The following is a 15577-nucleotide window of genomic DNA, read 5'->3' on the forward strand; positions in this document are numbered from 1 at the left end:
TGGTCGACTGCAAGAGAAAGCTTATTCTGTTGAAAATGACAAAAAAATGACGTACCACAACTGTAGCAAGTGTTCCGTACGCCGTACTCAAAATCGGCTACATCGGTTTCGTACCGCCGCCTTGCATCAATGACCGCAATTCCGCAATAAACGCCTGACCTTTCCGGATTTCTTCCTCGGTGTAGCGCTGCTTGCTCTTAAAAGTAAAAATTTTGCCCTTCATTTCTTCGTAGGGCAAATGGTTGAAGTACAGGATGGTGGATACCAGTTCAAGAAAGCGGGAGTTTTCCTCGTTCATTCGCACAATGGCCCGCTCTCCCAGCCCGAAGTCCACTTCGTGAAAACGGAGGAAGTCGCGTCCCGTTTCGTTCAGAGAATAGCGGTACATGTGAATGGCGCCTTTGCTCTCCACCTGCTCGTCAATGAGGCCCATGTTGCACAGCTCGTCCACCCGGAGCGTCAGTTCCTCGGAATACGGGCCGTACATGTGAAACTCGAAGCGCTCATCGAAATCCATCTCCAGATGCTTTCCTATGTACACCATTTTCTGCAATTTTTTTCGCCCGCTCACTTCGCCGACAATTTCGATCAGACGAATGATCTTGGCGTGACGACTAAGCATCCTCCATCACTCCCAGACGTTCTCGAATCTTTCGGGAGAGATCCCCCGGCAAAGCCATGACTTTATCCAATGGAAAGTACAATTTGTAGTCAAATCGCCGCTTTCCGCTAATGGCCTGTACAATCTCAGACTTCTGCGACAGTTCTACCAGCTCGCCGGAAGGCATCTGGAGCATGATCGGAATCCGCTCCTCTTCTTCTCCGGCACGGTAAAAATCATACGGAAGATCGGAGGTCGTGTCTACCTCCAAATAATACATCGGGTCGATGCCTGCCTGTTGGAACTGCTCTTTCAGTTCAGCTAACAAGCGAAAATCTCTTGGATTATATTCGACGTACTTGAAGAGATTCCTGTCCAGGAAACGGGCACATAAATCTTTCAAAATCGGGTCGTCTTCCTTGCGCCAAAGCTGCATGTAGAACAGAATAGCCGATTCATCCAGCGCCAAGTAATCCGCCAGCTCCACTTTTTCCTGCAAAAAAGGAAGCAGCATGACCGGCTCCTGGGAAAAGGGGTAGCCGTTCGCAAACAGCCACTTGGCCCTCTGGAAAATTTTGCAAAGAACAACTTCCGCGCTGCGCGTCACCGGGTGGAAATAAACTTGCCAGTACATTTGGTAGCGCGACATGATGTAGTCCTCGACCGCGTGCATTCCGCTGAACTTGAAGACGATGCCATCCTCCTGCGGCCGCATGACGCGCAAAATGCGCTCGATCTCGAAATTGCCGTAGTTGACACCTGTGTAGTAGGCGTCCCGCAGCAAGTAATCCATCCGATCCGCGTCCAGTTGACTGGAGATCAGGCTGACGATCAGCTTGTTGTCGTATGTTTTGTTGATGACTTCCGCCAGCTTTTTCGGGAACTCTTCATCAAAACGGCGCAAAATCCGGTTGATCTGCGTATCTCCCAGCAAGATCGCCCGCGTCCAATCCTCGTGATGGTATTTGAACACCTTTTCAAACGAATGGGAAAACGGCCCATGCCCGACATCGTGGAGCAGGGCTGCGCACAGACACAACAGCTTTTCCTCATACGTCAGTTGAATCCGGCCTTCAAACGTCTCCAAAATTCTCCGCATCAGCTCGTACACGCCAAGCGAATGGTTAAAACGGCTGTGCTCTCCACCGTGAAAGGTAAAAAAGCTGGTGCCCAGTTGCTTGACCCGGCGCAGACGTTGAAATTCCGGCGAGTTGATTAAGTCCCAAATGAATTTGTCCCGCACGTGGACGTAGCGGTGAACAGGGTCTTTAAATACCTTTTCTTCATGTAAAAGCTGGGGCTGTTGCATCCTGGACACTCCCTTCCTGTTTTGCGTTCTCTCTCTGTTTTCTATGAGTACAGTATCGTTGGTACTATCATATCATACGTCTGAATGTGTTTCTTGTCGCAAGCAAAACGAAGCAGCGGCATGCCCCTCGCAAAAGGCGCGAGAGACTGCCGCCGCTGGTTTTCCTTACAGCATTTCTGCCTCCGGTCCGTACAAATCCGGACGTTTTGCCGCTTTTTCCGCTTGCTTTTTCAGCTTGCGCTGGGCGAGCACCGTGTAGAAGGACGGCACGACAATCAGCGTCAACAGCGTCGAGAACAGCAAGCCGAAAATGATCGTGACAGCGAGCGGCTTGAACAGGACATCGCCTGAGATGGCAAGTGGCATCAGACCTGCTACTGCCGTAAACGAGGTCAGCAAAATCGGTCTGAGCCGCGCCTCCCCTGCCGAAATGACAGCCTGTTTCAACTCTGCCCCGGCGTGCCGCGCTTCTTCGATGAACTCGATGAACACAATGCCGTTGCGCACGACGATCCCGGACAAAGAGATGACGCCCATCATCGTCATGAAGCCAAGCGGCGTCTGCGTCACGAACAGCCCGATCAGACTGCCCGCTACCGCCAAGTAGACAGTACTCATGACCAGCACCGGAATGGACAGCGAGTAAAATTGCATCGCGATCAAAATCAGAATCAGGAACACGACGAGAATGGACAGTTTGCCCATGTCGATAAAAATATCCGTCTGCTCCGACGTCTCCCCGCCAATATCAATGCGGTATCCGTCAGGCAAAGCCATGCTGTCGAGCATCGGCTTGATTTCCTCCATCACTTCTGTTGCCGTGCGGTTTTTGACGTCAGCCGAGATCGTGACGCTCCGCGACAAATCGCGATGCGGAATCGCCTGCGTGCTGAAAGTCGGCTTTACTTCCGCCAGTTGCGACAGCGGAATCAGCTCGCCGCGGGCATTGGCAATGCTCAGACGCTGGAACAACAGCGCAGGGTCTTCTTCGCCTTTTTGCAGGAACAGTTTCATGTCGATCAACTCGTCGCCTGTATCGAACTCGCTGACAGTGATGCCTTCGCTGACCAGCCGAAGTGTCGTTGACAGATCCGTATAGTTGACCAGCTTTTGCTCCATCAGCTCTTTGTTGACGACAAATTCAAGCGTATACCGCTCTACACCGAAATCATCCTGTACGTCGTAAGTGCCTGCAACCCCCGCAACCTTGTCTTTGATTTGCGCGGCAAGCGAGCGGAGCGTCTCGATGTCTTCCCCGTACACGCGGATCACAACCGGCTTGCCGACAGGCGGTCCTGCCTCCAGTTGCTTTGGCAAAATGGTCGCTTCCGGGTACATTTTTTTAAATTCTTCCGTCCATGGCTCCAGCATGTTTTCGATCTTCGTTTCCTTTTCATGAAAACGCACCACGAGCTGCCCGACAGTGATGCCGCTTCCTGCCGCGGTGTCGCCGCCAAACATCTTCGGCGCGCTGCCCCCGGCGTAGGAAGCGACCGACTCGATTCCATGCTGCTGCATGATCCAGTCGGACACGCCGCGCACGACCCGATCTGTTTCCTCCAGACTGCTTCCGACCGGGACGCGAATATCGACGAGAAACTGCGGACGGTCATCGTTCGGGAACAATTGCACAGGGGTGAGCGGAATCAAGCCGTAAGCGGCTGTCCCGATCAAAACGCCAATCATCCCGGCCAACAGCGGACGCTTGAGAATTTTCGGCATCAGCCTGCCTGCGTACCAGCTCGTCAACTGCGTCAGTTGTTTGCCCAAAAGACCCGCAGGCTTGCGGTACCCTTCCACACCTGCTTTGCGCCGCTGCTCATACCATTGCCGGAAGATCGGAATGATCGTCAGCGACATAATCATGGAGGCGAGCATCGTCAACGAAATGATCGCCGGGACAGGCCGAATGAACTGGCCAGCGTTTCCGTTCAAAAACATCAACGGGGCAAACGAGGCAATCGTTGCCAACGTCGCAGTCACAATCGAAATGGACACTTCCCTGGCGCCGTTGACTGCTGCGGCCAACGGCTTCTCGCCCAGCACGGACAAGCGCCGCTCGATGTTGTCATTCACCACCACGGCGTCATCGACCAAAATCCCCAGCACGATAATCAGCGAGACAATCGAGATCATGTTCATCGTGATGCCAAGCGACGGCAAAAACAAAAGTCCCATCGCGAGCGATATTGGGATCGCGAGCGCCACGACAAACGCGGTAATCAGGTTCAAGCCCAGTGTGCAAACGAGCAAAACAGCGATGACGGCGATAATCATTTCCCGGGTAAGATCGCTGAACAGCTCATCCACGCGCTCGTTCTGACTGTAGATCGAATGTCTTTCCGCCCAGGCTGGCAGCGATTTGTCCAGTGTCAGCATCATTTCGTCCACGCGCTTTTGCAGCGATGGCACGTCGCTTCCTGTCTCCGCATTGATGCTGACCGAGACCGAAGGCTTGCCGTTGTAATAGGAGGTTGCTTTGACTGTCTCCGTCGTCAGCTTCACCTGTCCGATGTCCTTCAAATAGATCGGAAAGCCTTCCTGTGTGCGGGAGACCAATACGTTGTTCAACTCTTCCACATTCGTGTTTTCCGCCAACTTCAATTGATAAGTGCGCTTGTCAGTCGTCAAATCGCCCAACGGGGTTTTTTCATTTTCCCGTTTGACGGCCATCATGACCTGGCTCCACGTAATGCCGTATTGGCTCAGCTTTTGCGTATCCACCTCGATGTGGACTTCCTGCTTGGGCAAGCCTTCTACCTGGACGTCCGCTACGCCTGGAATCGTGCGCAACTGCTCTTTCCACGATTTCAGCATGTCGCGCATGCTGTACAGTTGCTCCCGCGAATCTGCCGTAACCGCAAACGTCTGGACAAACGTGCGGTTCAGGTCGTCGTTGATAATCGGCTGCTTTGCGTCTGCCGGAAGCTCGGCTTCTGCGTCTTTGACCTTTTTGCGCAGTTCATCCCACTTTTGCTTCGGGTCCACGTCGCTTTTCGCTTCCACGATAATGGAGGAAACGCCAAGCGAAGAAGTGGAGGAAATATAACTCAATCCTTGCAGCTCGTTAATTTTTTCCTCCAGCTTCTTCGTCACCGTCTGCTCGACCTTCTCTGGCGACGCCCCCGGATAAATGGTCGTTACAGTCGCCACGTTGACGATGATGTCAGGTGACTCCTGCTTCGGTAGCTGGAAAAAGCTGAGGAAGCCGACCAGCACGACCATGACAAAAAACAGCAGAGTGATTTTGCGCTTCTTGACGATGTACCTAATCACGGCTGGTTCCCTCCTGCCACCTCAATCGGATCGCCGTCAAACAAACGGTCGACGCCCTTGACGATCAGTCGGTCCCCCTCTTTCAGCCCGCTTTTGATTTCCAGTTTGTCATGGGAAATTTGCCCGATTTCCACTTTTGTTTTCAGTGCCGTTCCACCTGCATCGACGAACACATGGGCATCGTCTTTGCCTCTGCTGATAACCGCCTCGACCGGGACATAGACGCCAACCTGCCCTTTGACTGTCTTGATCGCCTTGACGACTTGCCCGGCAAACCAGTCATGGGCAGCGTTTGCCACCTGCACTTCCACCCCGATCGTTCCGGTGCTCTCGTTGGTGGCAGGGTATATTTTCGTGACCTTGCCTTCTCGTTTCTTTCCGTACAGATCGAGCGAAACCGTCTCGCCTGCCTTCCAGGTGGAAATCTCGCGGTCAGGTACGGGCAGCACGACTTTTAGCGTGTCGATATTGCCCACTTTGTACACAGGAGTTCCGGAGCCGACCAGATTGCCCGCAGAGGTGAGCTTGGCGATAATGGTTCCGTTAATGGGAGAGCGGAGCTGTGTTTTTGCCAGGGTGCTTGCCGCCAATTGTTTGGCGATGACAGCCTGGTTGTAGGTGGCCTGGCTCAGCTCCCTGTCTTCCTGACGCGCCCCCTGGGTCACGAGCGAGTACGCCAGCTGCGCATTTTGCAAATCTTTTTGGGCAAGCGTGAGTCCGTTCTGCGCCGTCTCGAACTCGCTTTGCGAAATCGCCTTTTGCTGATAAAGCTGTTCGATCCGTTTGAAATCATCCTGCACTTTTTGCAGAGCGACCGTTGCCTTTTCGACCTGCAGCCGCGCCTGGATGATCTCCTGTTCCCGCGCTCCGTTGTTGATCTTGCTCAGATTGGCAGCGTTCTGCTGAACCGTTGCATTCGAGGAAGCGACCTGCAGTGAATAATCCTGTGCATTGAGCCGCGCCAGCACTTCCCCCGCCTTGACCTTGTCTCCCTCGTTTTTGGTCATTTCCACAAGCTGACCGCCCACCTCAAAGGAGACGACGGCCTCTTCCAGCGGCTCCAACGTTCCAGACAATTCTGACACCGTTTCCGCCTGTTCCTTTTTGACTGCTTCCACGACGACATGCTTGACTTCCTTTTGCGGAGCTGCGGCAGGCTGCTGCTCGCTGCATGCTGTAGTTGTCAACAATCCCATCATCATTACAGTTACAAGCCATTTTCTCTTCATGACTTCCTTCGCCCCTATGTACCTTCGCACGATTTTGGATGATTACGCCCGTTTGATTCCTTCCAGTAAAATCTCAGATGCATGCTCATACAGCTTTTCCTCATCATTGATGATCGAAACGTCCAGGCCGACGCGGTACTTGGCCATGAACGCATAGAAAAATGTCGAGATGAACATCAAGGCTGGTGTGCAAGGATCAGATTTGGGCAGATGGCCCTGCTCCTGAAACTCGGCGAGCTTTGCGCACAGCACATCCACAGCCGTCATCGGCAGGCTGCTGAACAGCTTGACAACCTTCGGGTGATTGTCTGCCTCGACAAGACAAATCATTAAAATTTCCTTGCGCTCCACCAGCAAGTGGTAATACGTCTTCGCATACGTAATAAGCATTTCCTTGACGTTGGTGAACTCGCCCTCAAGCCCTTTCTCCAGTTGCTCTCGCACGTCGAGAATGTCCTTGAGAAGCTCTTCCAAAATCGCCACCTTTGTTTTGAAGTGGCGAAAAATCGTTACCTCATTGACACCGGCCAGCTCGGAAATTTTGCGAGTCGTCGCTCCCTTGTAGCCTTTTTGTGCCATCAACTGACGAGCGGCAGACAAAATTCTCTCCCGCGTCTCCTGCTCCTCTCCCCTCCCTCCAGATGCCTGATCTAAAAATGAGTGATCCATAATGCACCTCCAACTATGCAAGCAACTGCTTACATTCCTGTAATTTCCACGCTCATTATAACTTGGCAATGCATGCATGTAAATACTTGCATGCGCTGGCAAACAAAAAATTCACTTCTTCTCCCTAACAAAAAAACAAGCTCTCCCAGCTTGTTTTTTGTCCGGCTGCATCGTTTCCACCTGTCTGCCTCACCGCTTTACATGCTGCTTGACCCGGGAGTCAGGATCGAGACGAAACTGTTCCGCAGACTCGACCAGTTCAATCTCGCAGCCCGGTCCAATCGCGACGTTTTTGCCACGAACCACCTTGGCCCGTGTATATTCCAAATAAATGTCATCGCCTTCAATCGTCTCTGCCGAGAGGATGGTCGCGCTGTTGAAAATGTGCTTCAACAGCTTGTTGAGCGTGCTGCTGCCGCCTTTTTTGACCTCGATGTACTCTCCGCCTATTTCCTTTGCCTCACAGCCGGCGTGCAGATAGACTTCGATCCGCCCTGCATTCAGCAGGCCGCCAACGGTAAATGCCCCTTTTGCCGAGAACATTTCCGCTTCGCAATCTCCTGACGTCTTCAGCATGCCGCGCAATGTAGCTTCTCGCACTCCACATCCCCTTTGATCTTGCCAAAGCCCTGCACATCTACTTTGTTATACGTGCCTCCCGAAGCATTCACCGAGCCGTGAATGACGAGGTCTGGCCTGTTACGCTAATCAACTCCCTTTCGTCTCCATAACGAAAAAAAGGACTTCCGGCAAAGTCCTTTTTCCTCACACCCTATGCAAATTCAGCCTGCAACAACCGCCTCATGTCTGCTGGCACTGGCGCTTCCACCACCAGCTCCTTTTCCAGCAGCGGATGCATAAACCGCAGACTGGCGGCGTGCAAAGCCTGTCTGCGCATTAGCCCTCTCGCACCGCCGTACAAGGTATCGCCTGCGAGCGGGTGGCCGATATGCGCGAAGTGTACGCGTATCTGGTGCGTCCGCCCTGTCTCCAGCCAGACGCGGACGAGAGACATCCCTTCCGAAGTCTGTTTCACCTCGTAATGCGTGACAGCGTGATCTCCGCCGTCTGTTACCCGCCTTTTTGTCGGATGGCGCGGGTCTTTGCCGATTGGGGCCTCAATCGTGCCTGTACCCTCCGCAAGCCGTCCGCTTACCACCGCCAAATATTCACGATGCAGACCGCCCTCGCGCAGCACGCGGTCTGCCAGTTGATGGCCGTAGCTGCTCTTTGCCAGGAGAATCGCCCCGGAGGTGTCTTTATCGAGTCGATGCACAGGATGAATGCTGACACTCTCTCCCCTTTTGTTGAACAGGTCAGCCAATGAATGCAACAATGTTTCATGATGCTCCTGCTTGACGGGATGCACCATCAGGCCTGCCGGTTTGTTTGCGACCAGCAAATGATCGTCCTCATACAAAATGTCCACCGGAACAACCTTGCTGTCCGTTGTCAGCGGTTGGGCAGCAAGCTGCGGCGGTGCCTGAAGCTGCTCCTGTCGATCGGCTACGCGCACAGCGACCACATCGCCCGCCTTCACCTGCCGCTGCAAAAACGGCGGCTTGCGGTTGAGCAAAATCCCCTTGCTTCTCGTCAGCCGCTGCATCATCCGCCCGGATACGCTCAGCTTTTGCCGGACGATTTGTTCCACGTTCATTCCGGTGTCTTCTTCCTTGACCATGTATTCCATCCAGTCTTTGCGGCTCACGTCTGATCCCTCTGTTCCATGCTTTTTCCCTATTGTAACAAAAGGACGCCTGACATGCCCGCCTGGCAAGCCACTCTGCTTTCGCGAGATGCTAGCGCAGTCCAAAGCTTGACTGCGTCATGCCATTGGCAGAAGTTTTCGCTGCAAAAAAACCACCATGCTCTTTTGCATGATGGCTTGTGCAAGCTCATTGTTACCCTTTCAGGTTTTCCGGGTTCAGCCCTTGCAGCTCAGGCAGGACAAACAGACCGTCCTTGCGAATCAGGACGTCGTCAAACCAGATTTCGCCGCCGCCGTACTCAGGGCGCTGGATGTTCACCATGTCCCAGTGAATCTGGCTGCGGTTGCCGTTGTCCGCGTTTTCGTACGCGCGGCCTGGCGTGAAGTGGAAGCTGCCCGCAATCTTCTCGTCGAACAGGATGTCGTTCATCGGATGCAAAATGTACGGGTGTACGCCGATGGCAAACTCGCCGATGTACCGTGCGCCTTCGTCCGTGTCGAAAATTTGGTTGAGCTTTTCGGTGTTGTTGCCGGTCGCTTCTACGATTTTGCCGTTTTCAAACGTCAGGCTGACATTTTCAAATCGGGTGCCCATGTAGCTGGTCGCTGTGTTGAACGTAATTTTGCCGTTCACCGAGTCGCGCACAGGGGCGGTGAAAATTTCGCCGTCCGGGATATTGCGCAGTCCCGAGCAGATGACATTCGGGATGTCCTTGATCGAGAAGCGCAGGTCGGTTCCCGGCCCGACCAGACGCACTTTGTCTGTGCGGTCCATCAGTTGTTTCAATGGGAGGAATGCCTCGTGCATCTTTTTGTAGTCCAGGGAACAGACATCGAAGTAAAAGTCTTCGAACGCCTCAGTAGACATGTTGGCACTCTGGGCCATCGCTGCTGTCGGGTAGTTGAGCAGCGTCCAGCGCACATTCGATACGAGGTAATCGTTCAGCTCTTGCATCACGCTCAGGTGGGCGCGGCGACGGTCTACCGGCACGTCTGACATTTCGCTGTCGTTGGACGGTCCGTTGATAACGATGTACGTATCGAGATCCTTGTACATCGGCTCTTCCCACTTGGCCAGATGAGTCGCCCGCTCTGCGCTTGTTCCCATCATCAGCTCCCGCTGGATTTGCATGTCGAGAACCCGCACAAACGGATAGGCTCCCATGGCGTACGCTTGCTTGACCAGCTCTTTTGCCAGCGCGTGGCCTTCCCCGCGCACTTCAATCAACAGCGTTTCCTTCTCCTGCAACCGCACGGAATGACTGAGCAGATTTTCTGCCAGCTTGACAATTCGCGTGTCCAACATGCCATTTCCCCCGTTTTCATCGTGAATTTAATAAAAAATATTTTACCGAATAAGCGGCACTTTTTCAATCAGGCTCCGCCGCTTTCCGGCACGTCCTGCCGATCCTACCACCTGCGAACGCGCAACAGGACCGCTAATCCCCACGTTTTGGTCCAATTCCAATAAAAGCAAAAATTTCTCTTGCCTAAAATCATCCCCATAGAGTATTCTAATCAACAAGAGTTTACCTATTCAAATATTTTGAAAAGACGGGAGTGCTGAGTTCATGGTGTTTTCTGTAGTTATCACTGCTTAGGTAGGGCCTTTTGCGAAAGAGGCCCGGCCTCTTACCAAAACCAACCCTATCTATCGTTTGATACTGCAGGATGCCTGAACCGCTTCCGTCTTTTTCCCGATATGACTGGCGGGTGCCGATATGCGGTGTGAGTCGTTGGCTTTTTGTACCCTTTTTTCGTGGGCACAAAGCCTTTCTTTGCTCCCCGATTTTTCGGCTTTCCCACCACCCTTGTATCCGATCAAGCGCAAGCGGAAAAGAGCACTGTCTCTACAGCCGTTTGCGCTTTTTGTTGTGGAAAAACCCGCGAAGAGCCGTGCATCGAGATGTTTGGCAAAAAGCGCAGCCGCCTTGTCCTTTTACGGGAAAATGCGCGGTCACGGCACCTGCTGATGATTTGCACGTAAAAAGGAATGGAGGAATTTGTATCATGCAATGGCGTTCGTGGGATTTGAACTTAAAGGTGCGTCTGTTTGGCGAACTGATTACCCATACTTTTTTCTGGATGTACTTTCCGTTTATGGCGCTGTACTTCAGCGATACGTTCGGCAAGGACGTAGCCGGGCTGCTGCTGATGGTGCCGCCGCTGCTCGGCATGCTGTCCAATCTGTTCGGGGGCTATTTGGCTGACCGGGCAGGACGGCGATTTACGATGCTGCTCTCGCTCTGTATGTCGACGTCGATGTTTGCCCTGTTTGCTTTCTCCCCATCGCCGTGGATTGACTATATCGCGTTTATCGGGATCGGGATTGCCGGGGCGCTTTACTGGCCGGCCAGCTCGGCCATGGTCGCCGACCTGACGACAGAGGAAGACCGCCGGATCGTGTTCGCCACGTTTTACACCGCGATGAACATCGGGGTTGTAGCTGGCCCTGTTCTCGGCTCGTTCTTTTTCGTCCATTACCGCTCGGAGCTGTTGCTCGTCTGTACGATCATCGAGTTTCTGTTTGCGGTCGCCCTCTTTTTCCTGATAAAAGAAACGCTGCCCGATCACATTCGCCAGGAAAAAGCGAAGGAACGCTTCTCCCTGGCCCAGCAATTCAAAAGCTACGCAATTATTTTCCGCGACAAGGTTTTCGCCCTCTACATCGTCGCAGGCATCTTGATCGCTTTCGCCTTCATGCAGCTCGATATGTACATGGCTTTGTACGTCAAAGAACACGTCTTTAACCAGACGCTCCTGTCCTGGGGCGACTGGAAGCTGTCAATCGGGGGCACGAGCGCATTCGGCTGGCTGATGGGACTAAACGGCCTGCTCGTCGTCCTGTTCACTCTGCCTGTCACGCGCTGGTTTCAGACCTGGAGCGACCGCAACAGTCTCGTGCTTTCGTCTGTCCTGTACGGATTCGGCATGTTTTTCATGGCCTTTACCACAAATATTTGGCTGCTGTTCGTCTGTATGGGCGTACTGACCTTGGGCGAGCTGATCCGCACGCCGGTTGCGCAAAGCTTCATCAGCAAATACTCGCCGGAAGACGCGCGCGGTCAGTACATGGGGGCTTCCTCGCTGCAGTTTTCCATCGGGCGCTTCATCGCCCCGCTGACGATCGGGCTGTCCCAATGGCTTTCGCCGCTGGGAGTGTTCAGCGTGATACTCGGCGTTACCCTGCTCAGCGCCTACTTGTACATCGTCTTGTTCCGCATGATCCCGGCCAGACAGACAGGCCAGGACTAGCTCAGGGACGTCGTGCAGCCTGTACAGAATAATAGCTTCCTTTTTGCATAGAGTGGGTAGTAGAAAAGCTGTCCAAGGAGGGAGCAGGCATGAACCACCCGAGAGCATATACTGCATTCCGCGAGCAGCGGGGGCATCAGTACCGCACGTCGACGTACATCCAGTGGGGTGACGCCTCAGAGTCCCGCTCACTGGGCAGTTGCCTGCTGCTCAACCCTGGGTCGGCAGCTCTCTTTCAGACAAGGCCAGCCGCTGGTCACGCGATCATGGGACAGATCAAGCCCGATCCGACGATGGAGCAATTGATTCGTTTTACGGAAGCCGTTTACCCGGAACGTCCCCTGAAAGGGCGTTTGTATGTGTACCATCTGTTTTCCTTGCAAAACCCTTCCTCCAATGATGCCATCGAAAGCTTCGAGCAACTGGTGGAAAAGCAAGAAACCACGCTAGAGCAGCAAATCGCCCCGCTGGAGGAACTGCGGCAGCATCCGTGGCTTTTGCTCGGCTGGGGGTGCTTGCAGCGGAAAACAGGGCGGCACTTTTCGGCACTGAAAAGCTTGTGGCAAAAACAGATTGCCCTGTCCGGCGTCCCTGCGTTTGGCAAAAGGTGCGCCAACGGTCAAGATTACCATCATCCATGTCCGCAGCTCTTTTCCATGCGAGCAGCCATCCTGCACGATCTCGTCACGATCTATCGCGAGACGCTCGGGAAAAGGCCGTCCTCTCCTGCATCAACGCTCGATTCGGGCCGGACGTGAACCCGACTGGTACAAAAAAGAGTCTGTCTCCCGCCACACGTGGGAAAACAGACTCTTTTTTCTACTGTACTTAAGGAAGTTCAGTCGCCTCGAAATACTCTTCCCGGTCAAAACGTCCGCGCATCCATTTGTACGTATCGTCGTAAATGGCGCGCATGACCGGGTCCTTGCTGTTCGCCGACTCGATCAGCGTCTTGGAGCCGTAGTAGTAAGCGTGGACGTTGTTTTTGTCCATCCCCAGCTTGTGGGCAGCTACGAGCTGGTTGTAGTAGGTTTGGTAAAACTTCGGATCGCGGTACATCCGCTCGTCTCCCTCGATCTCCACACCCATGCCGTACTTGCTGACGACATCCAGCACGCCCTCGATCCGGTCGAGCTGCACAGGCTTGTCGCTGTAGTAGTTCGGCTGCAGGAACGCGTAATCAAAAGACAGCGACTTCCACTCAGCCACGCCCGGCGCCCCGAAGTACGGAATCCAGTAAAAACGCAGCGCTTCGTTATGCACCATGCTGGCCATGTCACGAATGAGGGTGCGCTCTTTCGGGGCGCTGTCCTCGATCAGCTCGTGGAACCAGTAAATGCCCTCCAGCTTCAGATAGGTGTACCCTTCCTTGTTCCAACGCTTTAGCAGCTCCTGGAAGTACCACTCCAACGCCGCTTTGCGGTTCAGGTAAGCCTGTTCCTCCCCGATTCCCGCAGGATTGAACGACAGGGACGGCTTGTTGTCCGCAATCTGGCCAAAGTTCGTCTGCGCAGCGTTTGGATACGGCAAGGCGAGCACGACATTTTCCTGGGTCGGAGTCGTGTACAGCGTGCCGCGCAGGCGGTTGTACTCCCGCATCGCCTGGTTCAGCGCATCGAGCTGCTTGCCGGTGCCGAACAAGTCATTCATGTAGCCGCGCCAGCCTTCTTTGGTCACAGGCATGTTCTGGTACGGCAGGAAAAGGATCGTATCAAACATCTGGTCACGCATGTAGCCGTCCGCCGTGCGGTAGCCGACCATCGGCAGAAAATCTTCCTTCGTCCACGTTCCGCGCTCCCCATACGCTCCCGAATAGGCAAGCAGCATGTTTTCCACGCGGCGTACCGTTTTCTGGTCCTCCATCACTTGCGCCGGACTTGGCGGCGGCAGCAGCACTGCTCCCCCCTGCCAGTCGCTCTCGTTTTTCGCCCATACTTCCAATTGACGGGCAAAGGCAAATACTTTCACCGGGAACGATACCCGGACATAGCGCGTGTGCACATCAGGCAGGGTGACGGCGAGTGTGCGTACGACCACCTGAGTCTCGGCAGCAGGAACGTCGTGGACTGCCCGTCCGGCGTACGACCATGCTTTTCCGTCACGGGACACTTCTACTTCCATGTATTCCGGCAGGGTGATCCCAGACGTTTTTTGCTGCTTGAATGTCAAAGTAACCCGCTCCAACGGCTTTGCTTCGTTGAGCGCAACCGTTACCTTGCGGCCGAACTGGCGGTTGTATCCGGTCCACTCCTCCGAAGGCGTGACCAGTCCGCCTACAGGGCCTGGATACTGCTTTTCCACCTGCTGGAAATAAGAGTCCGGTGGTCCAAAAGTAGCAACCGAGGTGAAGCTGCCTGGTGCGATGTTGACCAGCTCGTCCTGCTCGGCAGGCGCGACCGCTTCTTCCTCTTCTGCTGGCTGCTGGTTATCATCCGCAGCATTTGCCGGGTCAGTCGCCGCTTTCTCGCTCTCTGTCGCTGACTTGCTCTCGCCCGCTTGCGAGCTGTCCGCAGGCGGGGTCGTTGTGCCAGTGGAGCTGGACTCCTCCGTCTCTGCGACAGGCGGTTTGCCAGCGTCCTTGATCTCCACAGGAACGGTCACGGTTTTATAGCCGACCGTTACGGTCAGGTTCCCTTTTCCCGGAGTCGGGCCAGCAACGAAGGTTCCGTCCGCCAATACCGTACCCAGCTCAGGGCGATCAAAGGCGAAGATCGGGGTAAAAGGCAGCTTGTCCCCCTTCGTGTACTTTACTTCCAGCCGCTCGCTCGTTCCCGCAAGCACGCTCAGACGAGGTGTGTTCACGGTAAAATCAGCCTGCTCCGCCTGCTGGTAGCGGGCATCGAGGACGCGCTCCGCGATGACAGCCGCCTCGGCGCGGGTCACGGTTCCGTTCGGATTGAATTTGCCTGCCGCGCCCTGCATCCAGCGCTGGTTGGTCACTTCCTCGACCGCCGCTTTCGCGTAGTCGGCGATGTCCGCTTCGTCGCTGTAGGCGACTGTGCTTTGTGCCGGCGCTTTTGGGACGCCGCTTGCCTTCATCAATCTCGACAGGATGACGGCCAGCTCCTGCCGGGTAAGCGGATCGGAGCCGCCGAGTGTCTGATTGCCTCTTCCAGTCATCACGCCAAGGTCGGAAAGACCGTAAACAAACGGAGCATACGGGCTTTCCTTCGGTACGTCGGCAAAAACAGCCTGCTCAATCTGGCTCGGCTGCAAGCCCACTACCTTTGCCAGCAACACCGCGACATCCTGACGCGACATTGTGCCTTGCGGGTTGAAGCGGCCATCGCCCTGACCGCTGATGAGGTGCTGCCCGGCCAGCCGATTGACGGCATTGCGCGCGTAGCTGTTGCCCAAATCGGTAAATGCAACCGTCTCCTGCGCCACTTTTCCGGTTTCTGCCTTCTGCTCCTGCCCATTTGCCGCATACGATGGCGGAGCTGCCTGAACCAGCAACGCAGACAGCGCCAGACAGGCAGAGAGCACCTTGCTCCCAAATGTTCTCTTTTTCATTGCAACCTTCTCCTCCA

Annotated in this window: 11 protein-coding genes; 2 read left to right on the plus strand and 9 right to left on the minus strand. The window is 54.4% G+C overall.

What is annotated here, in order from left to right:
* Positions 1–97 precede the first annotated feature (97 nt).
* The 8 genes from AAFJ72_RS20230 to AAFJ72_RS20265 form a co-directional block, all read right to left on the minus strand.
* Positions 98–622, minus strand: a complete 525-nt coding sequence (locus tag AAFJ72_RS20230; RefSeq protein WP_432775461.1) for a YwgA family protein — start codon at positions 620–622, stop codon at positions 98–100.
* Entirely contained in the window at positions 615–1910 is a 1296-nt protein-coding gene (locus AAFJ72_RS20235) for an HD domain-containing protein (protein ID WP_122902897.1), read from the minus strand. The genes AAFJ72_RS20230 and AAFJ72_RS20235 overlap by 8 nt, the downstream gene beginning before the upstream one ends.
* 165 nt (positions 1911–2075) lie before the next feature.
* Positions 2076–5186: an efflux RND transporter permease subunit gene (locus tag AAFJ72_RS20240; RefSeq protein WP_432775462.1), complete on the minus strand. Its 3111-nt coding sequence runs from the start codon at positions 5184–5186 to the stop codon at positions 2076–2078.
* The gene (locus AAFJ72_RS20245; protein WP_432775463.1) at positions 5183–6415 is read right to left on the minus strand and encodes an efflux RND transporter periplasmic adaptor subunit; all 1233 of its coding nucleotides are present in this window, start codon (positions 6413–6415) and stop codon (positions 5183–5185) included. The genes AAFJ72_RS20240 and AAFJ72_RS20245 overlap by 4 nt, the downstream gene beginning before the upstream one ends.
* Before the next feature lie 42 nt (positions 6416–6457).
* Complete coding sequence (locus tag AAFJ72_RS20250; RefSeq protein ID WP_432775464.1) at positions 6458–7084, minus strand: TetR/AcrR family transcriptional regulator; 627 nt, start codon at positions 7082–7084, stop codon at positions 6458–6460.
* A 189-nt stretch (positions 7085–7273) separates the two neighbouring features.
* Positions 7274–7684 (minus strand): cell shape determination protein CcmA, encoded by a 411-nt coding sequence (locus tag AAFJ72_RS20255; RefSeq protein ID WP_432775465.1) that lies wholly within the window; start codon positions 7682–7684, stop codon positions 7274–7276.
* Positions 7685–7856: 172 nt separating this feature from the next.
* On the minus strand, positions 7857–8792 hold the full coding sequence (locus AAFJ72_RS20260; protein ID WP_432775466.1) for an RluA family pseudouridine synthase: 936 nt from the start codon (positions 8790–8792) through the stop codon (positions 7857–7859).
* Positions 8793–8985: 193 nt separating this feature from the next.
* Entirely contained in the window at positions 8986–10098 is a 1113-nt protein-coding gene (locus tag AAFJ72_RS20265; protein ID WP_432775467.1) for an aminopeptidase, read from the minus strand.
* A 704-nt stretch (positions 10099–10802) separates the two neighbouring features.
* On the opposite strand from AAFJ72_RS20265, the gene AAFJ72_RS20270 reads away from it, so the two are divergent.
* Together AAFJ72_RS20270 and AAFJ72_RS20275 are read left to right on the plus strand one after the other, a co-directional pair.
* A complete protein-coding gene (locus AAFJ72_RS20270) occupies positions 10803–12047 on the plus strand; it encodes an MDR family MFS transporter (protein WP_432775468.1) in 1245 nt (414 codons plus the stop codon).
* 89 nt (positions 12048–12136) lie between these two features.
* Positions 12137–12805, plus strand: coding sequence for a hypothetical protein (locus tag AAFJ72_RS20275; protein ID WP_432775469.1), 669 nt, complete (start codon positions 12137–12139; stop codon positions 12803–12805).
* Between the two features lie 70 nt (positions 12806–12875).
* Here the strand turns inward: AAFJ72_RS20275 and AAFJ72_RS20280 are convergent, their stop codons facing one another.
* Entirely contained in the window at positions 12876–15560 is a 2685-nt protein-coding gene (locus AAFJ72_RS20280; protein WP_432775470.1) for a DUF4855 domain-containing protein, read from the minus strand.
* Positions 15561–15577: the final 17 nt, after the last annotated feature.

The sequence above is a fragment of the Brevibacillus gelatini genome, assembly GCF_050920745.1.
GTDB lineage: Bacteria > Bacillota > Bacilli > Brevibacillales > Brevibacillaceae > Brevibacillus > Brevibacillus gelatini.

Coding starts and splice junctions, on each gene's coding strand:
- AAFJ72_RS20235 (WP_122902897.1), bottom strand. CDS start 1,910: ATGCAACAGCCCCAGCTTTTACATGAAGAAAAGGTATTTAAAGACCCT.
- AAFJ72_RS20275 (WP_432775469.1), top strand. CDS start 12,137: ATGAACCACCCGAGAGCATATACTGCATTCCGCGAGCAGCGGGGGCAT.
- AAFJ72_RS20270 (WP_432775468.1), top strand. CDS start 10,803: ATGCAATGGCGTTCGTGGGATTTGAACTTAAAGGTGCGTCTGTTTGGC.
- AAFJ72_RS20245 (WP_432775463.1), bottom strand. CDS start 6,415: ATGAAGAGAAAATGGCTTGTAACTGTAATGATGATGGGATTGTTGACA.
- AAFJ72_RS20280 (WP_432775470.1), bottom strand. CDS start 15,560: ATGAAAAAGAGAACATTTGGGAGCAAGGTGCTCTCTGCCTGTCTGGCG.
- AAFJ72_RS20265 (WP_432775467.1), bottom strand. CDS start 10,098: ATGTTGGACACGCGAATTGTCAAGCTGGCAGAAAATCTGCTCAGTCAT.
- AAFJ72_RS20250 (WP_432775464.1), bottom strand. CDS start 7,084: ATGGATCACTCATTTTTAGATCAGGCATCTGGAGGGAGGGGAGAGGAG.
- AAFJ72_RS20230 (WP_432775461.1), bottom strand. CDS start 622: ATGCTTAGTCGTCACGCCAAGATCATTCGTCTGATCGAAATTGTCGGC.